The sequence below is a fragment of the Streptomyces sp. NPDC002754 genome (assembly GCF_053592315.1).
This window is the reverse complement of record NZ_JBSFVM010000001.1, coordinates 232,466-252,474: the sequence shown is the minus strand read 5'-3', so window position 1 is coordinate 252,474 and position 20,009 is coordinate 232,466. Positions and strand designations below refer to the sequence as shown.

At 70.2% G+C, this 20,009-nt stretch carries 18 protein-coding genes; 8 read left to right on the top strand and 10 right to left on the bottom strand.

Annotated elements, in window-relative coordinates; translation table 11 throughout:
• Positions 1-3 precede the first annotated feature (3 nt).
• The 4 genes from ACWD2L_RS01320 to ACWD2L_RS01305 form a co-directional block, all read right to left on the bottom strand.
• Positions 4-1,500: an aldehyde dehydrogenase gene (locus ACWD2L_RS01320; protein WP_351330259.1), complete on the bottom strand. Its 1,497-nt coding sequence runs from the start codon at positions 1,498-1,500 to the stop codon at positions 4-6.
• On the bottom strand, positions 1,493-2,254 hold the full coding sequence (locus tag ACWD2L_RS01315) for an alpha/beta fold hydrolase (protein WP_451187705.1): 762 nt from the start codon (positions 2,252-2,254) through the stop codon (positions 1,493-1,495). The genes ACWD2L_RS01320 and ACWD2L_RS01315 overlap by 8 nt, the downstream gene beginning before the upstream one ends.
• 176 nt (positions 2,255-2,430) lie before the next feature.
• Complete coding sequence (locus tag ACWD2L_RS01310; RefSeq protein WP_351330261.1) at positions 2,431-2,982, bottom strand: amino acid synthesis family protein; 552 nt, start codon at positions 2,980-2,982, stop codon at positions 2,431-2,433.
• Positions 2,979-3,620 (bottom strand): amino acid synthesis family protein, encoded by a 642-nt coding sequence (locus ACWD2L_RS01305; RefSeq protein ID WP_351330263.1) that lies wholly within the window; start codon positions 3,618-3,620, stop codon positions 2,979-2,981. Before ACWD2L_RS01305 ends, ACWD2L_RS01310 begins: the two co-directional genes overlap by 4 nt.
• A 206-nt stretch (positions 3,621-3,826) precedes the next feature.
• Here ACWD2L_RS01305 and ACWD2L_RS01300 point away from each other — a divergent pair, with 206 nt between their 5' ends.
• The 3 genes from ACWD2L_RS01300 (at position 3,827) to ACWD2L_RS01290 (ending at position 6,758) form a co-directional block, all read left to right on the top strand.
• The gene (locus tag ACWD2L_RS01300; protein WP_351330264.1) at positions 3,827-4,756 is read left to right on the top strand and encodes a flavin reductase; all 930 of its coding nucleotides are present in this window, start codon (positions 3,827-3,829) and stop codon (positions 4,754-4,756) included.
• A gap of 40 nt (positions 4,757-4,796) precedes the next feature.
• Entirely contained in the window at positions 4,797-6,284 is a 1,488-nt protein-coding gene (locus tag ACWD2L_RS01295; protein WP_351330266.1) for a purine-cytosine permease family protein, read from the top strand.
• A gap of 99 nt (positions 6,285-6,383) precedes the next feature.
• The gene (locus ACWD2L_RS01290) at positions 6,384-6,758 is read left to right on the top strand and encodes a VOC family protein (protein ID WP_351330268.1); all 375 of its coding nucleotides are present in this window, start codon (positions 6,384-6,386) and stop codon (positions 6,756-6,758) included.
• A 25-nt stretch (positions 6,759-6,783) separates the two neighbouring features.
• Here the strand turns inward: ACWD2L_RS01290 and ACWD2L_RS01285 are convergent, their stop codons facing one another.
• Positions 6,784-7,389 (bottom strand): CatB-related O-acetyltransferase, encoded by a 606-nt coding sequence (locus tag ACWD2L_RS01285; protein ID WP_351330637.1) that lies wholly within the window; start codon positions 7,387-7,389, stop codon positions 6,784-6,786.
• A 259-nt stretch (positions 7,390-7,648) separates the two neighbouring features.
• Between ACWD2L_RS01285 and ACWD2L_RS01280 the strand changes: the two genes are divergently transcribed.
• Both ACWD2L_RS01280 and ACWD2L_RS01275 read left to right on the top strand, forming a co-directional pair.
• Positions 7,649-8,770, top strand: coding sequence for a quaternary amine ABC transporter ATP-binding protein (locus ACWD2L_RS01280; RefSeq protein ID WP_351330270.1), 1,122 nt, complete (start codon positions 7,649-7,651; stop codon positions 8,768-8,770).
• A complete protein-coding gene (locus tag ACWD2L_RS01275; RefSeq protein ID WP_351330271.1) occupies positions 8,763-10,559 on the top strand; it encodes an ABC transporter permease/substrate binding protein in 1,797 nt (598 codons plus the stop codon). The genes ACWD2L_RS01280 and ACWD2L_RS01275 overlap by 8 nt, the downstream gene beginning before the upstream one ends.
• 596 nt (positions 10,560-11,155) lie before the next feature.
• On the opposite strand, the gene ACWD2L_RS01270 is transcribed toward ACWD2L_RS01275, so the two are convergent.
• From ACWD2L_RS01270 to ACWD2L_RS01255, 4 genes are all read right to left on the bottom strand, one after another.
• Complete coding sequence (locus tag ACWD2L_RS01270) at positions 11,156-11,614, bottom strand: MaoC family dehydratase (RefSeq protein ID WP_351330272.1); 459 nt, start codon at positions 11,612-11,614, stop codon at positions 11,156-11,158.
• A 2-nt stretch (positions 11,615-11,616) separates the two neighbouring features.
• Entirely contained in the window at positions 11,617-12,981 is a 1,365-nt protein-coding gene (locus tag ACWD2L_RS01265) for an MFS transporter (protein ID WP_351330274.1), read from the bottom strand.
• A gap of 94 nt (positions 12,982-13,075) precedes the next feature.
• Positions 13,076-14,314 (bottom strand): acetyl-CoA C-acetyltransferase, encoded by a 1,239-nt coding sequence (locus ACWD2L_RS01260; protein WP_351330275.1) that lies wholly within the window; start codon positions 14,312-14,314, stop codon positions 13,076-13,078.
• Positions 14,315-14,428: 114 nt separating this feature from the next.
• Positions 14,429-15,343 (bottom strand): LysR family transcriptional regulator, encoded by a 915-nt coding sequence (locus tag ACWD2L_RS01255; protein WP_351330277.1) that lies wholly within the window; start codon positions 15,341-15,343, stop codon positions 14,429-14,431.
• Positions 15,344-15,474: 131 nt separating this feature from the next.
• Here ACWD2L_RS01255 and ACWD2L_RS01250 point away from each other — a divergent pair, with 131 nt between their 5' ends.
• From ACWD2L_RS01250 to ACWD2L_RS01240, 3 genes are read left to right on the top strand one after another with little or no spacing between them, the layout of a single operon-like run.
• Positions 15,475-16,392, top strand: coding sequence for a CoA transferase subunit A (locus ACWD2L_RS01250; RefSeq protein WP_351330638.1), 918 nt, complete (start codon positions 15,475-15,477; stop codon positions 16,390-16,392).
• A gap of 29 nt (positions 16,393-16,421) precedes the next feature.
• Entirely contained in the window at positions 16,422-17,207 is a 786-nt protein-coding gene (locus ACWD2L_RS01245) for a CoA-transferase subunit beta (RefSeq protein WP_351330279.1), read from the top strand.
• Positions 17,208-17,260: 53 nt separating this feature from the next.
• Complete coding sequence (locus ACWD2L_RS01240; RefSeq protein ID WP_351330281.1) at positions 17,261-18,778, top strand: 3-hydroxyacyl-CoA dehydrogenase; 1,518 nt, start codon at positions 17,261-17,263, stop codon at positions 18,776-18,778.
• 1 nt (position 18,779) lies between these two features.
• On the opposite strand, the gene manD is transcribed toward ACWD2L_RS01240, so the two are convergent.
• Positions 18,780-19,997, bottom strand: coding sequence for a D-mannonate dehydratase ManD (gene manD, locus ACWD2L_RS01235; protein ID WP_351330283.1), 1,218 nt, complete (start codon positions 19,995-19,997; stop codon positions 18,780-18,782).
• Positions 19,998-20,009: the final 12 nt, after the last annotated feature.

Here is a 20,009-nt window from a genome sequence, read left to right as displayed (position 1 = left end):
GCCTCAGCTCCGCATCGTGAACGGATCGGCCACGGGCTCCTCGCTCGTGTTGATCCATACGCTCTTGAGCCGCGTGTACTCCTTGATGGTCTCGGTGCCGTGCTCGACGCCGACGCCGCTGACCTTGAAGCCCTGGCGCGGGGACATCGGGGACATGGCCCGGTAGGTGTTGACCCAGACCGTGCCCGCGTCGAGGCGGCCCGCGACCCGGTGGGCGCGGGACAGGTTGGTGGTCCAGATCCCGGCCGCGAGGCCGTACTGGGTGTCATTGGCGAGGCCGACGACCTCGTCCTCGGTGTCGAACGGCATGATCGCCACGACCGGACCGAAGATCTCCTCGCGGACGACGCGCATGCCGTTGTCGACGTCGACCAGGACGGTCGGCTCGTAGAAACAGCCGCCCGTGCCGCCGTCGGTGGGTGCGCCGCCGGTCAGCACCCGGGCGCCCTCCTCGCGGCCGAGATCGACGTACGCGGCGACCTTGTCACGCTGCGCCTCGAAGGCGAGCGGGCCGAGTTCGGTGGCCTCGTCGAGGGGGTCCCCGATCCGGATGGACTTGGCGCGCTCGCAGACCCGTTCCAGCAGCTCCTCGTAGACGGAGCGGTGCGCGAAGACGCGGCTGCCGGCGATGCAGGTCTGGCCGGCCGCGGCGAAGACACCGGCGATGACACCCATCGCGGCGTTCGGCACATCGGCGTCCTCGAAGACGATCTGCGGGGACTTGCCGCCGAGTTCGAGGGTGGAGCCGATGAAGCGGCCCGCGGCCGACGCGGCGATCTTCGACCCGGTCGCCGTGGAGCCGGTGAAGGAGATCTTGGCGAGGTCCTGGTGGTCGACGAGGGGCCCGCCGGCCTCGGCGCCGTACCCGGTGACGACGTTGACGACGCCGGGCGGGAAGCCGGCCTCCAGGGCCAGCTCGGCGAGGCGCAGGCCACTGGCCGAGGTGTACTCGGAGGGCTTGACGACCACCGTGTTGCCCGCGCACAGGGCGGGTGCCAGCTTGCTGGTGGTCAGGGTCAGCGGCGAGTTCCACGGGGTGATCGCGCCGACGACGCCGAGGGGCTCGCGCGCCGTGTAGTTGAGGACGGCGCGGTCGGAGGTGGGGATGGTCTCGCCGTGGATCTTGTCGGCGAGACCCGCGTAGTAGTGGAAGTACTCGGGCAGCGAGGCGAGTTGGCCGCGCATCTCGCGCAGCAGCTTGCCGTTGTCCCGCGACTCCATGAGGGCGAGTTCCTCGGCGTTCTCGGCGATCAGCTCGCCGAGGCGGCGCAGCAGGTGCCCCCGCCTGGTCTGGTTGAGGTCGCGCCAGGCCGGTTCCTCGAAGGCGGCGCGCGCGGCGGCGACGGCCTTGTCGATGTCGGCGGCGGTGCCGCGGGCGGCGCGGTAGAGGGTGCGGCCGGTGGCCGGGTCGGTGCTGTCGAAGTACTCGCCGGCGGCGGGCTCGACCCACCTGCCGCCGATGAAGTGCTTCCAGGTCGTGAGCGTCGTTGGCTCAGACATGTGCGGTGTCTCCAGGTGCGCTCTCGTCGATGGGCTGTGCGCTCTGCGCGATGAATGTCGTGAGGGTCTCGGCGAACGCCTCCGGGCGCTCGACGGGCAGCATGTGCCGCGCCCCGGGCACGATCACGGCCCGGCACGAGGGCAGGGCCGCGGCGAGCCGGTGTGTCATCTCCGGGGTGGAGCCCGGATCGTTCTCGCCGGTCACGGCGAGCGCGGGGACGGTGATGTCACCGAGGCGCGGGCCGAGCTCGGCGTCGGCGTTCGCGAACACCCGGTAGCAGCCGAGGAAGGAGTCGACGTCGTTGGCGCGCAGCGTGGCCCGCGTCCGGTCGATGACCTCGTCCGGCACGGTGGTGCCCGCGTACCAGCGCTCGATGGACGCCGCGGCGCTCGCCTCGAAGTCCTTCTCGGCGGCCCGCAGCCGCGCCCGGACGGCCGCCCGCTCGTCGGGGGTGCGGCGGCAGACCGAGCTCACCGAGGTGAGCGTGCGCGTCAACTCCGGCCGGTGCAGCGCCAGTTGCTGGGCGACCAGGGCGCCGAGCGAGAACCCGACCAGGTGCGAGCCGGCCGGGACATGCTCGGCGACCCCGGCGGCGAGCTCGGCGAGGGTGACATCGCCACGCACGGGCGGCCGGGCGCCGTGCCCCGGCAGGTCGATCGCGACGACAGTGAAGCGGTCGGCCAGCAGGGCGGTGACGGGCTCCCACATGGTGCGGTCGAGGCCGACGCCGTGCAGGAGTACGAGGGGCTGTATCGGGTTCTGATCTGGATCAGGGAGCGGGGGCTGGTGCCTTCGGATCCAAGGCGGAGGAGGGAGGCGACGCGGAGCGTCGTCGACCGACGACAACGCCGGAGACGGAGGCACCAGCCCCCGCGAGCCCAGAGCAGAACCCGATACAGCCCCTTGGGACGGCTTGTCCATGGCGGTGCCTACTGCTCGGTGGCGAGCGGGGCGAGGCGGGCCTGCGGGCGGCCCTGGGCCGCGGCGGCGAGGCCGATGACGATCTCGTCGGCGCGCGGGCCGTCCGGGACCCGTACCTCGATGCTCTGGTGGTGCGAGCGGATGGTGGCGTCGGTGATGTGCTTCAGCGGGATGTCGAAGACACCTCCGGCGACCGCGCGCTTCTCCACGGCCGGGAGCAGCGTGGTGGCGTTCGCCGCCTTGCGGAAGTGGTCGCCGAACTTCAGCGTGTGGATGAGCGCGCTGCCGTGCTCGACCTCGCCGTCGAGGCCGACGATGGCGGCCTTCCCGTACGCCTCGACGGGCGCGCCGAGCGCCTCGACGACGCGCGGTGCGAGCAGCTCGCCGAGCTGGGGTGCCACCTCGTCGATGCCGGGCATCAGGTCCGTGACGAAGCCCTGGCCCGCCCACGGGTTCTCGATCACGGCGAGCACCACGGCGGTGCGGGCCACCGAGTCGACGGGGCGGCCTCCCTCGGCGTGGATGTCTTCGACGTAGGTCAGGATCTTGCGGAGGTTCATCGGGCGGTCTCCAAGTCGGCGAGGCGGACCACGGGGTCCTGGCGGCGGTCTCCGATACGGGCGTTGGGGCGCGGCCCCGAAGCGGCGGCGGCCACGACGACGATCTCGTCGGGGCGCGGTGCGTCCGGCACCCGGATCTGGACGGTCTGGTAGTGGGAGCGGGTGGCGGCGGCGGTCTTGTGCCACACCGGTACGGCCAGCGGTTCGCCCGCCGCAAGCCGGTCGTCGCTGAACACGATGATCGAGGTGCCCTCGGTCAGCTCCCTCAGCACATTGCCGAAGTACGGGGTGTGGATCAATGCCCCGCCGTGCTCGATCTCCCCGTCGAGCCCGACGACGGCCGCTTTGCCGAACGCCTCGATGTGCTCGACACCGCCCAGCGTCCCGATCAGCCGGTCGGTGAGGAGGCGGCCGATGCCGGGCGCGATGTCCTCCACCTCGGGCTGCAGGTCGGCGACGAATCCGCGCCCGGCCCAGGGGTTCTCGATCACGGCGGCCGCGGCGACGCGGCGTACGGGGGTCGCGACCGGCCGCCCGACTTCCAGGAGGACCTCGTCCACCACGGTGACGACCTTGCGCAGTCTGCCTCGAGTGGGCGTGGCCCACAGGTGTTGGCCTGCTGATTGTTGCTGTGCCATGGCAGTGAGGCTAAGAGTGCCCCGGGGAGCCGTCAAGGGGTGTCAGTAAACAGGCATCCCTGACCTAGCGTTTTCCAATAATTCGGCCTGAGGGGTGGCGAATTTCGCCCTAACCATTGACACGGCGGACGCCCGATTCCTACGGTCCACTGCCATACAACAGATCTGCCATGCAACAGCTGGCCGATCCGATCGATGGAGCCGTCATGTCACTCACCCTGGAACACACCACCGACCGCCCCGCCCGCCTCCGCGCCGCCTGGGACGCGGCCTGGAACCGGGGTGAAGTCGACGCCCTGGACGCCGTGTTGAGCCCCGGCTACGTGCGCCGCCGCGGGCCGGCCGGTACCGCTCAGGACCGTGCCGGGTTCAAGGAGAGCATCAGCGCGGTGCGGGCGGCGTTCCCCGATCTGCGGACGGAGATCGAGGACCTGGTCGTGGACGGGGACCGGCTGGCGGTGCGCTGGCGCAGCTCGGGCCGGCACACCGACACGTTCATGGGTGTGCCGCCCACCGGCAGGCCCGTCGAGGTGTCGGGCGCCACGTTCGCCCGCTTCGACGGTGACACCGTCACCGAGGAGTCCGTGACCTTCGACTCACGGCAGCTCCTCGAGGCGCTCGGCATCATCACGACGGCGCACGAGGCCGCCGTCGAGGCCGACCTGGTCAAGGGGGTGCACCGCAAGTTCATCACCGGTGTCACCGTCGTGACCACCGACGACGACGGGACGCCCAAGGGGCTCGCGGTGAACGCGTTCTCCAGCATCTCGCTGGACCCGCCGATGGTCCTGGTGTGTGTCCAGCGCAGCTCCTCGACACACCCCGCGCTGCACCGTGCCACCCACATCGGCATCAACATCCTCGCGGCAGGCCAGCTCGACGTGGCGAAGGTGTTCGCGAGCAAGGGCACCGACAAGTTCGCCACCCTCGACTGGGCGCCCGGCGAGCACGGCGCCCCGCTGCTCGACGGCTCCGCCGCCCAGCTGGAGGTCGAGATCGGCGAGCGCCTGGAGGCCGGAAGTCACACCGTCTTCACCGGACGTGTAGTGTCGGCGACCCATTCTGACCTCGCCCCGCTCGTCTACAGCGGTGGCGGCTTCTTCGACATCTCGCAGACGGCGCCTCTTCCGTGGTGACTCGCGTCCGCCCCCGCATCCCCGTCCCCCGGAGCACGCCATGACCCATGATTCCCAGGGCCCGCCCGTCTACGGCAGCGCCGTCACCAAGGTCGAGCCGTTCGGCGTCGACCACATCCCCGACAGCGAACGACACGGTAAACCGAGTTCACAGTTCTTCGTGTGGTTCGCCGCGGGGCTGAACTTCCCGGTCATCCTGCTCGGCTTCAGCGCCGCGTACTTCGGGCTCAGCTTCGCCACCGCCGCCGGTTCGATCGTCGTCGGCGCCGGTGTCGGCGCCGTCCTGATGGCCGTCATGTCACGCATGGGCGTCCGCCTCGGCGTGCCGCAGCAGATCCAGGCGCGCGGCCCGCTCGGCTTCTTCGGCAACTTCGTGCCCGTCGCCTATATCAACGTGTTCTCCGGTGTGGGCTGGGCGGCCGTGACGGTCATCCTCGGCGGCAAGGCCTTCGCCGAGCTGAGCCACCTGCCGTACTGGCTGTGCGCCCTCCTGCTCACCGCGGTCGAGCTCGTCGTGGCCATCTTCGGCTACAACATGATCAACTTCCTGCAGCGGGCGCTGACGTACGTCCTCACCCCGCTGTTCGTGCTGATCACGGTCGTGGCGGTGGTCCGCGGCGGCAGCCTCTTCGAGGCCAACCCGCACGCGGACGGCTACGTCGGCGCGGCCGGCGGCTCGATCACCCTCGGCGGCTGGTTCCTGGCGTTCCTCGTGGCGTGGATGCCCTTCGCCTCCGACTACTCGCGCTACCTGCCCGACACCGCGAAGGTCGTCCGGCAGACCACCTGGTACACCGCCCTCGGCAACTTCCTCACCATCGCCTGGCTCGGCATCCTGGGCGTCGTGGTCGGCGCCTCCGCCTCCAGCTCGGACACCATCACCGCCCTGCACGAGCTGATGGGCCCGTTCGCCGTCCCCGCGCTCGTCGCCGTGGGCCTGTCCGCGCTGGCCCAGAACTTCCTCAACGTCTACGGCGGCGCGATCTCCGTCCAGACCCTCAAGGTCCCCGTGACCCGCACCCAGGCGGTGGCCGGGATCTGCGTCCTCGCCTACGGGATCAGCCTGTGGGGTGCTTCCGGCACGGAGGACAAGTTCAAGGTCTTCCTCAACCTGACCGCGTACTTCATCGCGCCGTTCGCCGCGGTGCTCCTGATCGACTTCTACCTGGGCGGGCGCGGCGACCCCCGCAGGATCGCCGAGCTCTACGACCGCTCCAGGGTCGTCGACTGGGGCCTGGTGGCCTGGGCGGCCGGCGTGCTGGCCTCCGTGCCCTTCTGGGTGTCCAACATCTACACCGGCGCCTTCGCCTCGGCCCACCCGGGAGCCGGCGACCTCAGCATGCTCGTCGCCGCGGGTGTCGCGGTGATCGTGTACCTGTTCACGTACCGGCTGAAGCCGCTGTGGCGACGGACGGGCGGCGAAAACCCCGACACGGCCACGGCTACGACCACCGGGCCCGGCACGGACGCCGATGCCGCAGGCGAGCAACTGGCGGAGCCGGCACCGGACTTGATCGGTCGCGGCTGACGGCATGCCACCGCGGCGGGCATGTCCGCCGCGGTGGCGGGTACGACACTTCGCGTGCAGGATGTCGCAGAAGCGGCGGATGAGCGAGGAGTGCCCGAAGTGATTCGAAAACTGCAGGCTGTCGCACTGGACTGTGCCGACCCCGTACAGCTCGCCGAGTTCTACGCGGAGCTGCTCGGCGGCCGGGTGGTCGTGGACCCCGACGACCCCGACTGGGTCGACGTCGTCGGGTTCGAGGGGACGCCCCTGGCCTGCCAGCGGGTGGACGGGTACAAGGCGCCGCAGTGGCCGGGCCAGGAGCGACCGCAACAGGTCCACCTGGACTTCGACGTGGACGACCTCGAAGCGGACGAGAAGCGGGTGCTCTCCCTCGGCGCGACGCTCCTGGAGCGGACGGACCAGATCCGCCCGGACACCAACTGGCGGGTCTACGCGGACCCGGCGGGACACCCCTTCTGCCTCTGCCTGCACTGACCGACGCGGGCCGCGCCGCCCCGGTTCACCCGGTCGGCGCGGCCCGCTCCAGTTCGCCGACGCTCCCCGACATGATGTCCCGCACGTGTGCGGTGATGTGCTCCAACGGCCAGTCCCACCAAGCCACTTGGAGCAGCCGCTCGATGTCGGCGTCGCTGTACCGGCGGCGGATGACGCGGGCCGGGTTGCCGCCGACGATGCCATAGTCGGGTACGTCGTCGACGACCACGGCCCCCGAGGCGATCACCGCCCCGTGCCCGATACGGACGCCGGGCATCACCATCGCGCCGTAGCCGAACCACACATCGTTGCCGACCACGGTGTCGCCCCGCCCCGGTAGCCCGGTGATGAGGTCGAAGTGCTCGGCCCAGGACCCGCCCATGATCGGGAACGGGAACGTGGAGGGGCCGTCCATACGGTGGTTGGCCCCGTTCATGACGAACCGCACGCCCTCCCCCAGCGCGCAGAACTTCCCGATGACCAGCTTCTCCGGCCCGTAGTGGTACAGCACGTTGCGGGTCTCGAAGGCGGTCGGGTCGTCCGGGTCGTCGTAGTACGAGAACTCGCCGACCTCGATGAGCGGCGACGTGACCAGGGGCTTGAGGAGGACGACCCGCGGCTGCTCGGGCATCGGGTGCAGCGCGGTCGGGTCGGCGGGAACGCTCGGTGTCACCGGTCGGCCTTTCTCGGGTTCCTGGGCCCGCCGCGAGCGGCCGACCACCCATTGACAGGACATTTGAACGACGCCGATCGTACTCGGGCCGGAAGCAGATCATGGCCGGCCGGGAGGAGTCCCACCGTTTACACCGCGTAAAGCGGGGCAGGCGCCACGGCCGACGGACGTTGCTTGATCCTGCAATATTTCGCAGGTCGAACAGAACGAGGTTGATGTGTCAGTCAGGCTGGAGGCCGAGCACCTGTACAAGGTGTTCGGCAGTCGACAGGAAGAGGCGGTCGAGCGGCTCCGCGCCGGGGCCGACCGCGAGGAGCTGCGGTCCGAAGGGACCACCGCCGGCGTGATCGACGCCTCTTTCTCGGTGGAGACCGGCAAGATCTTCGTCGTCATGGGTCTGTCCGGTTCCGGGAAGTCGACGCTGCTGCGCATGCTCAACGGCCTGTCGGAGCCGACCTCGGGACATGTGAAGTTCGACGGCGACGACCTGACCGCCCTGCCCGCCAAGGAGCTGCGGTCGGTCCGCTCCCACAAGATCAGCATGGTCTTCCAGCACTTCGCGCTGTTCCCGCACCGCAGTGTGCTCGAGAACGCGGGCTACGGCCTCGCGGTGCAGGGCGTGCCGCGCGCGGAGCGCGAGCAGCGCGCCGCGGAGGCCCTCGAACTGACCGGCCTCAAGGGCTGGGAGCAGTCCTTCCCCGACGAGCTCTCCGGCGGGATGCAGCAGCGCGTGGGGCTGGCCCGCGCGCTGGCCACCGACGCCGAACTGCTGCTGATGGACGAGTCGTTCAGCGCCCTTGACCCGCTGATCCGGCGGGACATGCAGGACCAGCTGCTCGTGCTGCAGAAGAAGCTCAAGAAGACCATCGTCTTCATCACGCACGACCTCAACGAGGCGATGCGCCTTGGCGATCGAATAGCCGTCATGCGCGACGGCCGCATCGTGCAGAACGGCACGCCCGAGGACATCCTGGTCCGCCCGGCGGACGACTACGTCGCCAACTTCATCCAGGACGTGGACCGTTCGCGCGTGCTGACCGCCGGCGCCGTCATGGAGTCCCCCGACGCACTGCGCGCGAGCTCGGGCCGCGCGGACCTCACCGACGCCGCACTGCTCGCGAAGGCATCCGCCCGCGTCGGCCCCGAAACACCACTCGCCGACCTGTTCACTCCGATCGCGCAACGGGCCGCGGAGCCCGTCGCAGTCGTCGAGGACGAGGTACTGACCGGCGTGGTGAGCCAACAGCGGCTACTGGCCGTGCTCGGCGAGGGCGCGACCGGTGAACAGGACGACGCCCAAGACGGGGCGGCCAAGAACAAGGTGACCACGCGTGACTAGAATTCCCTTCGGCGACTGGGTCAACACCGCGGTCAACTGGCTCCTGAACAACGCCGCCTGGCTGTTCGACTTCTTCAAGTCCATCTTCGACGGCTGCTACGACGGCATCCTCGCCGTGCTCGACGCCCCGCAACCGCTGCTCCTCGCAGGCATCTTCGCCGTCTGCGCCTGGTGGCTGCGCGGACTGCTCGCCGGTGCCCTCTCCTTCGTCGGCTTCGCCTTCATCGACTCCCTCGGACTGTGGCAACACGCGATGATGACACTGTCACTCGTGCTCGTCGCCACGATCCTGGCGCTCGTGATCGCGGTGCCGGTCGGTGTCTGGGCCGCGCACTCCGAGCGGGTCAGCGCGACGGTGCGGCCGGTCCTCGACCTCATGCAGACGATGCCGGCGATGATCTACCTGATCCCGGCGATCCTGTTCTTCGGCAGTGGCGCGCCCGCCGGCATCGTCGCCACCCTGGTCTTCGCCCTTGCACCCGGCGTCCGGCTGACCGAGCTGGGCATCCGGCAGGTCGACCGCGAACTGGTCGAGGCCGCCGAGGCGTTCGGCACGACGCCCCGCAAGACGCTGCTGCGTGTGCAGTTCCCGCTGGCGCTGCCCACCGTCATGACCGGCGTCAACCAGGTCATCATGCTGTCGCTCTCCATGGCCGCGATCGCCGGCATGGTCGGCGCGGAAGGTCTCGGCGCGGACGTCAACGAGGCCATCGGCCAGCTCAACGTGGGGCTCGGCGCGGAGGCCGGCATCGCGATCGTGCTGCTCGCCGTCTACCTCGACCGGATGACCGGCGCGCTCGGCACCCAGGTCTCGCCGCTGGGCCGGCGCCTCGCCGAGCGGCGGCAAGCCACCGGCTTCGGTCGGCAGCTCTGGAACCACCGTCCCCGTCCCGCCTTCGCCGGGGTCGGCGTCGTCGTCCTCGCGCTCGTCGCCGGTGGCCTGGGCGCCTTCGGCGGCACGGAGAAGTCCACGGTGTCCGGCGTCGGCAGCGGCGAGAAGGTCACCATCGGCTACATCCCCTGGGACGAGGCGACCGCCACCACGTACCTGTGGAAGGAGGCCCTGGAGCGGCGCGGCTACGAGGTGCAGGTCAAGCAGTTCGAGCTCGGCCCGCTGTGGACGGCGCTGTCCCGCGGCGACGTGGACTTCCAGACGGACGCCTCGCTTCCGATCACGCACGCGCCGTACTGGAAGAAGTACGGCAAGGACGTCGAGTCCCTGGGCACCTGGTACACGGGCAAGATGGAGAACAAGCTGGCCGTGCCCGCGTACATGAAGGACGTCGACTCCCTCGCCGATCTGAACGGCCACGCGAGCGAGTTCGGCGGAAAGATCACGGGCATCGAGGCGAGCGCGGGCCTGACGGCCCTCCTGAAGAAGCAGGTCATGCCCGCCTACGACCTCCGCTCCAAGTTCAAGGTCGTCGACAGCTCCACGCCCGCGATGCTCGCCGAACTCAAGCGCGCGTACGCGGCGAAGAAGCCGATCGTCGTCAGCCTCTGGACCCCGCACTGGGCCTACGCCGACTTCGACATGAAGAACCTCAAGGACCCCAAGCACGCCTGGGGCAAGGGCGACGACCTGCGCGGCGTCGGCCGCAAGGGCTTCTCCGAGGACCACCCGCGCGTGGCCGGCTGGATGAAGAACTTCAAGATGAGCGAGAAGCAGCTCATGGACCTGGAGTCCATGATCAACAAGGTCGACAAGGGCCAGCAACAGGTCGCGGTCCGCTCCTGGCTGAAGAAGCACCCGGGCTTCGCAGAGAAGATGACACCACTGAAGAAGTAACACACCGGGCCCCCGCCGCCCGGACCCCGCTGCTCAAGCCCCTGGGAGCTGGTGAGCACACCACGCCCTTGCGGGCGGGTGAGCAACATCAAGCCCCTGGGGGGGGGCGGGAGCGCACGTCAAGTCCCTGGGGCGGGAGCGCAGGTCAAGTCCCCGCGGGCGGAAGCTCACGTCAAGCCCCTGCGGGCGGAAGCCCACATCAAGTCCCCGCGACGGAAACTCACGTCAAGCCCCCAAGAGGGGAACTCACGTCAAGTCCCTGGGGGCGGGCGCTCATATCAAGCACCTATGGGTGGAAGCCCACATCAAGCCCTCGCTGCGGAAGCTCACATCGAGCCCACGCGGACGGGAGCCCACATCAACCACCCGCGGCGGAAGCTCACATCGAGCCCACGCGGACGGGAGCCCACATCAACCACCCGCGGCGGAAGCTCACATCGAGCCCACGCGGGCGGGAGCGCACATCAAGCACCCGTTGCGGAAGCTCGCATCGGGCCTCCGCAGCGGGTGGGCAGATCAAGCCCCGCCGTTCGAACGAGAGCCAGCGGGGTCCGGGGCGGAGCCCCGTGGCGTAGGACGGGCTGGGCGTGTCGGGCTCACGGGTAGAAGTGCGTGAGCGACTCCGCCACGCACGCCGGCTTCTCGGAGCCCTCCAGTTCGAACGTGAACGCCCGCGTCATCTGCACTCCGCCCCGCGCGACCTCCGTCACCGAGGTCACGGCGGCATGCAGCCGTACGCGGCTGCCGACGGGCACGGGCGCCGGGTAACGGACCCGGTTGACCCCGTAGTTGAGCGCCCGGCCCACGCCCTTGACCTGGAGCAGCTCGCCGAACATCGGGATGCCCCAGCTGAGCACCATGTAGCCGTGCGCGATGGTCCGCCCGTACGGCCCGGCCGCCGCGCGCTCCACGTCGGTGTGGATCCACTGGTGGTCCCCGGAGACGTACGCGTACGCGTCGATGAGCTCCTGGGTGATCTCCTTCCAGTCGGAGTGCCCGAGGTCGCGCCCGGCGAGGCCGAGGATCTCCGGGATGCCGTGCACCGTCAGAGGCATGGTCAGGCTCCGTTCGTGGTTGCGGTCGCAGGGCTCCGCCGGCTCTCGTCCTCAAGCGGAGCTTCAAGAGCCAGTTCGTCATGGTTGGGACGCTTGAGCAGGAGCAGCATGCAGCCCAGCGTCAACGCGACCTGGAACAGGGCGTAGGCGATGACCGCGGTGATCGACCCCGTCCGGTTGAGCAGGAACTGGCCGACGATCGGGGTCGTGCCACCGAGGATCGTTCCGCACAGCTGGTAGCACAGGGAGATGCCGGTGTAGCGCAGGTGGGCGGGGAAACGGCTGGCGAGCATGCCGGCGAGGGCCGCGTAGTACAGGCAGTGCGGGATGGTGGCGACGGCGACGCCGAGCATCGCGAGGCCGTAGTTGTTGGTGCTGATGAGCAGGAACATCACCGGCAGCAGCACCAGTTCGGGCACCAGCATGACGGTGACGGCGCGGGACCAGCTCTTCATCTTGGTGGCGAGCACGGCGCCGAAGGGCTGGACGATGACCTGCGTGATGTTGGCGACGAGGATGATCGTCAGGAACGTACTGCGGTCGAAGTCGAGCTCCGTGGTGGCCCACGACAGGGCGAACGTCGACTTGAAGTACGTCGCGGACAGGCCGATGGTGCAGGCGCCGATACCGAGGGCGATCAGGCCGGGGTGGCTGCGCAGCACCTCGGTGAGCGGAAGCTTGACGACTTCCTTCTTCTCGATGAGCTTGGCCATGGCCGGGGACTCGGCGACCTTGAGTCGGACCAGCAGGCCCACCAGGACGAGGACCGCGGAGGCGAGGAACGGCACGCGCCACCCCCAGGACATGAAGGACTCGTCGGGCAGCTGGCTGATGGCGAGGAAGCTCAGCGTGGCCAGGGTGTTGCCGACGGGCGAGCCCTGCTGGGCGAACGCCCCGTACAGCACCGACTTGCCCTTGGGCGCGCTCTCGGAGGCGATGAGGACGGAGCCGCCCCATTCGCCGCCGAGGCCGATGCCCTGGATCATGCGGATGCAGACCAGCAGGATCGGCGCGGCGACGCCGATGGAGGCGTAGCTCGGCAGCAGGCCGATCGCGGTGGTGGAGATCCCCATCATCAGCAGCGTGATGACGAGCGTCTTCTTGCGGCCCAGGCGGTCGCCGAAGTGACCGAAGACGATGCCGCCGATCGGGCGGGCGAGGAAGCCGACCCAGAAGGTGGCGAAGGCGACCAACGTGCCGATGGCGCCGTCCAGTTCGGGGAAGAACACCTTGTCGAAGGCGAGCGCCGCCGCGGTGCCGTAGATATAGAAGTCGAACCACTCGATGGTGGAGCCGACGAAGGCACCGAATCCCGCTCTGTTGGCGGTTCTGGTCTCCGCACGCGAGGTGGCGGTGGACGCACTCATGGGTCGCTCCGTGAACGTCGTTGATCAAGCGGATGGGGACGGGTGGGGACTGCTCTGGGGAGTGGGGAGTGGGGAGTGGGCGTACTCAGGTGTGTCAGGCGGGGACGCGCTCGAAGACCGCGGCGAGCCCCTGGCCCCCGCCGATGCACATGGTCTCCAGCCCGTACCGCGCCTCGCCGCGCTGCATCTCGCGGGCGAGCGTGGCAAGGATGCGGACACCGGTCGCGCCGACGGGGTGCCCGAGGGAGACCCCGGAGCCGTTGACGTTGATGCGCTGCTCGTGGTCCTTTTCGCCGAGGCCCAACTCGCGGGTGCAGGCGAGGACTTGGGCGGCGAACGCCTCGTTGACCTCGATCAGGTCGAGGTCGGCGAGGGTGAGTCCGGCGCGCTCCAGGGCGGCGCGGGTGGCCGGGACGGGGCCGATGCCCATGGTCGCGGCAGGGACACCGGCGCGGGCGAAGGAGACGAGGCGGACCAGCGGGGTGAGGCCGAGGCGTTCGGCGGTGGCGGCGCTGGTGACGAGGCAGGCGGCCGCCGCGTCGTTCTGACCACTGGCGTTGCCCGCGGTGACGGTGGCCTCCACGTCGGCCTTGCCCATGATGGGCCGCAGCGCGGCGAGTTGCTCGGCGGTGGTGTCCGGGCGCGGGTGTTCGTCGGCGCTGACGATGGTGTCGCCCTTGCGGCCCCGTACGGTGACGGGCACGGTCTCCGCGTCGAAGCGGCCCTCCTCGACGGCACGCGCGGCACGCTGCTGCGAGCGCAGGGCGAGGGCGTCCTGGTCCGCGCGGCTGATGGCGTACTCGCGGCGCAGGTTCTCGGCGGTCTCGATCATGCCGCCGGGCACGGGGTGGTGGATGCCGCCCGCGGTGACCCGGCCGCGCGCCAGCGAGTCGTGGAGCTGAAGCCCAGGACCCTTGATGCCCCAGCGGCCCTCGTGCGTGTAGTACGGGGCGGCGCTCATCACGTCGACGCCACCCGCGATCACGACCTCGCTGAACCCGGCCCTGATCTGCATGGCGGCGTCGAGGACGGCCTGAAGTCCGGAGCCGCAGCGCCGGTCGATCTGGACGCCGGTGACGGAGTCGGGAAGGCCGGCGTCCAGGGCGGCGACGCGGCCGATGGCCGGGGCGTCGGAGGAGGGGTAGGCCTGCCCGAGGATCACCTCGTCGACCCGGTCCGGGTCGATTCCGGTGCGGGCGACGAGCTCGGCGATGACGCGGGCCGCGAGGGCCGCGGGCGTCTGCTGGGCGAAGGCCCCGCCGAAACGCCCGATGGGGGTGCGCAGCGGTTCGCAGATGACGACATCGGCCTGGTCGTGCGTGGCTTCAGGCACAGCGGAACACCTTTCGGGCGGCTCAGGGAGGTGAGCCGACCATCGCACCCGACCGCTGAGTCGGTCCAATACCAAGTTTTCGATCCATCAAGACGGATGGCGTCTCAATCTCTCCTACGCTCGATCCCCGTCAGCACTCCCGGGAGTCGGCAGCGCCTCCTCGCACACCGCGAGCACCGCACGCAGCGCGGCGGAGGGGTTGTCGGCCCGCCAGGCAAGGGCCGCCTGGCGCCGGATGGGCGGTCCCGCGAGGGACCGGTAGACGAGCCCGGTCTGCTGGATGTGCCGGACCGATGACACCGTGAGCGTGACACCGACGCCCGCCGCGACGAGCGCCAGGATCGTGTACGAGTCCGGGGCCTCCTGCACCACACGCGGATTGAACCCGGCGGCCTCGCAGGTCTCGACCATCGCGTCGCGCACCGTGGAGCCGGCGTTCGCGGGGAAGGAGACGAAGGGCTCGTCGGCGAGGATGCCGATGGGGATCTCGTCGAGCGCGGCGAGGTGGTGGTCGGAGGGCAGCGCGCACAGCAGCTCCTCCTCGTCGATGACCCGGTGGGCCACGCCCGGCTGTGTCACCGGGAGCCGCACGAAGCCGAGGTCGAGCGAGCCGTCCGCGACCCGGTCGAGCGCGACGTTGGCGTACGTCTGGCCCTTCATGACCAGTTCGAGGGCCGGGTGCGCGGCCCGCACAGCGCGGGTGAGCCGCGGCAGTGTCTCGTGGCTGGAGGCGCCCGCGAACCCGATCGTGACCCGGCCGAACTCCCCGCGCCCGGCCGCCTTCGCGGCCCGCACGGCGGTGTCGAGGTCGTCGAGCACGGTCCGTACGGGTTCAAGGAAGGACTCCCCCGCACTCGTGAGGCGCACGGAGCGGGTATTGCGCTCGAAGAGCTGGACGCCGAGCTCCTTCTCCAGCTGCCGGATCTGCTGACTCAGCGGCGGCTGCGCCATCTGAAGCCGCTTGGCGGCCCGGCCGAAGTGCAGTTCCTCGGCGACGGCCGTGAACGCGGTGAGATGACGCAGCTCCACGAGCCCGCCCCCATTCATTAATCTGCGGTCTTGGTGAGACCTTAATTTGGTATTGGACGGCAATCAATAGGCGCTGAGACGGTAGGTCGACCACCAGGCACTCACCGAGGAGCACCGTGTCACCAAAGGTCATGTCGATGAAGGAGGCCATCGCCACCTTCGTGCACGACGGCGCCACCGTCGGCATCGAGGGCTTCACCCACCTCGTCCCCACCGCCGCCGGACACGAGATCATCCGGCAGGGCCGCAGGGACCTCACGGTGGTCCGAATGACGGCGGACATCGTCGTGGACCAGATGCTCGCCGCGGGCTGCGTCTCGCGCCTCGTGTCCTCCTTCGTCGGCAACTCCTCCGCGGGTTCGCTCGGTGAGCTGCGCCGCAGGGTCGAGCGGGCGGACCCGGCGCCGCTCGCCTTCGAGGAGTACAGCCACTACGGGATGATCTGCCGCTACCTGGCCGGCTCCCAGCGGCTCCCGTTCTACCCCCTGCGCTCGTACGGCGGCAGCGACCTGCCGGGCATCAACGACGCGCTGCGCAAGGTGACTTCGCCGTATCCGGGCCCTGACGGCGAGGAGGAGCAGATCTACGTCGTCCCGCCCGTGAACCCGGACGTCACGATCATCCACGCGCAGCGCGCCGACCGCCGGGGCAACACCCAGATGTGGGGTCTCACCGGCGTCCAGGCCGAGGCCGTGTACGCGGCCGACAAGGCGATCGTCGTCGTCGAGGAGCTGGTCGAGGACGACGTGGTCCGCTCGGACCCCAACCGCACGCTCGTCCCCGCGCACGCCGTGGACGCCGTCGTGGTGTGCCCGCGCGGCGCGCACCCGTCGTTCGCCCAAGGCTATTACGACCGCGACAACGCCTTCTACCGCGCGTGGTCACACATCAGCAAGGACCCGCAACGCCTCCAGGAGTGGCTGGCGGAGTGGGTGTACGGGACGGCCGACCACGCCGAGTACGTCGCCAAGCAGGGCGAGGAGTTCTGGGCGGGCCTCGCGGTCGGCGAGGCCCTCAGCGAACCGGTGAACTACGGACAGCGACTGTGAGCGCGACACACGAGAAGGATCTGACCACCATGACTGCCGCCACGCCCGAGACCGCAGAATCGGTCACGTCCTCGGAGCTGCTCTCCGTCGTCGCCTCACGTGAACTGGCCGCCCGCCGCACGGTGTTCGCCGGCATCGGCCTCCCCACCCTCGCCACCGAGCTGGCCCATCTGACGGTCGCCCCGCAGATCGAGGTCGTGTACGAGTCCGGGGTGTGCGGCGCGCACCCCTCGCACCTCCCGGAGACCATCGCGGACGCCGTGCTCATCTCGGGCGCGGAGGCGGTGCTGTCGATGCCGGCCCTGTTCGGCTGCGTGCTCCAGGGCGGACACATCGACGTCGGCTTCCTCGGCGCCGCGCAGATCGACCGCTGGGGCAACCTCAACACCTCGGTCATCGGCGACTGGGAGCGCCCCTCGGTACGGCTGCCGGGCTCCGGCGGCGGCGTCGAGGTGATGGCCAACTCCCGTGAGGTCTTCGTCGTGATGCGCCGGCACAACCCACGCTCCTTCACCGAGACCCTCGACTTCTGCACCACACCCGGCCCCGACCGGGCACTCGCGGAGGGCATCCGGCCGCTGGGTGTCGGTGTCACGCGTGTCATCACCGAGCTGGGCATCCTGTCCCGCGAGGGCATCGGCGAGGAGCTGCGGCTCACCGCCGTCCACCCCGGTGTCACGGTCGAGCAGGTCAAGGAGGCGACCGGCTGGGACCTCCAAGTGGCCGACCGTGTCGGTACGGTGGAGCCGCCGGGCGCGGCGGAGCTGCGGCTCCTGCGCGAGGATGTCGACCCTGGCCGGGTCTATCTCCGCTGACACACACTTCCCGTCGGCGCGTCTTCCGTACCTACGAAAGGTCTACAACTGCCATGCGTATCAGGATCGTCGGCGCCGGAGCCATGGGCCGCGGCATCGCCCAGTGGGCGGCGAGCGGCGGACACACCGTCGAGCTGGGAGACGTCCGGGCGGAGGCGGTGCGGGAGGCCGTCGACTTCGTGCGGTCCATGCTGGAGCGTGCGGTCGCCAAGGGCCGGATGTCCGCCGAGGACAGCGCGGCTGCGGTGGCACGGCTGATCCCGCTGGACGACCCGTGGGCGCCGGGTCCCGACGTGGAGTTGGTGGTCGAGGCGGTACGGGAGGACCTGGACACGAAGGCCGAGGTCTTCGGAAGGCTGGAGCAGGCGCTCCCGGCCACCACCGTCTTCGCGACCAACACGTCCTCCCTGTCGGTGACACGGATCGCGGCGGCGCTCGACGACCCGACGCGCCTCGCGGGCCTGCACTTCTTCAACCCCGTGCCGCTGATGCGCATCGTGGAGGTGGTGCCGGGCGCCGCGACGCGCCCCGAGATCGCGCCCGCCCTCACTGCGCTGGTGGAGAGCTGCGGCCATCGCGCGGTGACGGTGTCCGACACTCCCGGATTCCTGGTCAACCACGCCGGTCGCGGCCTGGTGACCGAGGCGCTCGCACTCCTTGAGGAGTCGGTGGCGACACCGGCGGACATCGACCGGGTCGCCCGCGATGTACTGGGCCTGCGGATGGGCCCGTTCGAGCTGATGGACCTCACCGGGCTCGACGTCACGGCGGCGGTCATCGACTCGATCTGGCAGGGCTTCCGCCACGAGCCCCGGCTCCGCCCGTCCTACCTCACTCCAAACCGGGTGACGGCGGGCCTGCTCGGCCGCAAGACCGGACAGGGCTGGTACGCGTACGGGCCCGATGCCCCGGCCCCGTCCTCGGTCGCGGAGGCGCCGGTGACGGGGAACGCGGACCGGCCCGTGTTCGTGGCGGGCGACGACACGGCGCTGCGGGACGCCCTGACCGTCACTGGGGCCACCGTCGAGACAAGTGAACGGCCGTCGGCCGACGCTCTCGTCCTGGTCCCGGTCTGGGGCACCACCGTGGCCGACGCGGTCGCCGCCCACGGACTCCCCGCCGAGCGCACGTTCGGCGTGGACCCGCTGTCCGTGGCGAGTGGCCGCCGGGTGCTGTCGGTGACTCCGGCGGCAGACCCGGCCGCCGCACGCGACGCGCGTGCGGTGCTGGCGCGCGGCGAACACCACGTGACGCTCGTCCGTGACACCGCCGGTTCGGTGGCGCAGCGCCTTCTCGCCTCCGTGGTGTCGGTCGCCGCCTCGATCGCCGAGCGTTCGCTCGCCGCCCCCGCGGACATCGACCTCGCCGTGACGCTCGGCCTCGGCTACCCCACGGGACCGCTGGCCCGGGGCGATCAGGTCGGCGCCGCCCGCATGCTGGACCTGCAACGCGCCCTGCACACCACCACGGGCGATCCCCGCCACCGCCCCACCCGCTGGGTCACTGAACGCGCCCAGCTGGGCCTGCCGTTGACGGCGGCGGGGACCGCGCCGCAGGACTGCCTCGACTGACTCACCAGTCGTGCACGCCGCCGTCCTTCAGCCGGTTCACCGGCAGGTATTTGCGCTCGTACGGGAACCTCGCGGCGGCCTTCTCGTCGAACTCGACGCCGATGCCGGGGCGGTCGCCGGGGTGCATCAGGCCGTCCTCGAAGGTCCAGGACGTGTGGAACACCTCCTCGTAGCCGGGGAGGTGGGCCATGTACTCCTGCATGCCGAAGTTCGGCACCGACAGGTCGAGGTGGAGCGCGGCGGCGAACGAGGCCGGGGAGAGGTCACCCGCGCCGTGCGAACCGGAGCGCACCCCGTACAGCTCCGCGAGCGAGAAGATCCGGCGCAGGTGTGTGATGCCGCCCGCGTGGGAGACGGAGGCGCGGATGTAGTCGATCAGCCGGTTGCTGATGAGGTGCTGGCAGTCCCAGATCGAGTTGAAGATCTCGCCGACCGCGAGCGGCGTCGTGGTGTGCTGCCGGATGAGGCGGAAGGCCTCCTGGTCCTCGGCGGGTGTCGGGTCCTCGATCCAGAACATGCGGTACGGCTCAAGGGACTTGCCGAGCCGGCCCGCCTCGATCGGGGAGAGCCGGTGGTGCACGTCGTGCAGCAAGTGGAACCCGTAGCCGAACTCCTCGCGGACGGCGGCCATGTACTCGGGAACGAAGTCCAGGTAGGCGCCGGTGTCCCAGACCTCCTCGGTCGGCAGGTTGCCGTCGGCGGGCTCGTAGGTGTCGCCATCACCCCTGCGCATGCCGTAGACGCGCTCCAGGCCGGGCACCGCTGCCTGGGCGCGGACCGCGCGGAAGCCCTTGTCCCTGAACCGGCGTACGTCGTCGAGGAGTTCGGGGATGGTGTTGCCGCTGGCGTGGCCGTAGACGGTGACACCGTCGCGGGCCGCGCCGCCGAGCAGCTGGTAGACGGGCAGGTTCGCGACCTTGCCCTTGATGTCCCACAGGGCGACGTCGACGGCGGCGATGGCGGTCATGGTGACCGGCCCGCGCCGCCAGTAGGCGCCCTTGTACATGTACTGCCACAGGTGCTCGATGCGGGCCGGGTCCTGGCCGATGAGCGTCGGGCAGACGTGGTCGCGCAGGTAGGAGGCGACGGACAGCTCGCGGCCGTTGAGGGTGGCGTCGCCGATGCCGGTGACACCGTCGGAGGTGGTGATCTTCAGGGTCACGTAGTTGCGGCCGGGACAGGTGACGAAGACCTCGGCGGACGTGATGGTGGAGGACATGCGGGTGCCGTT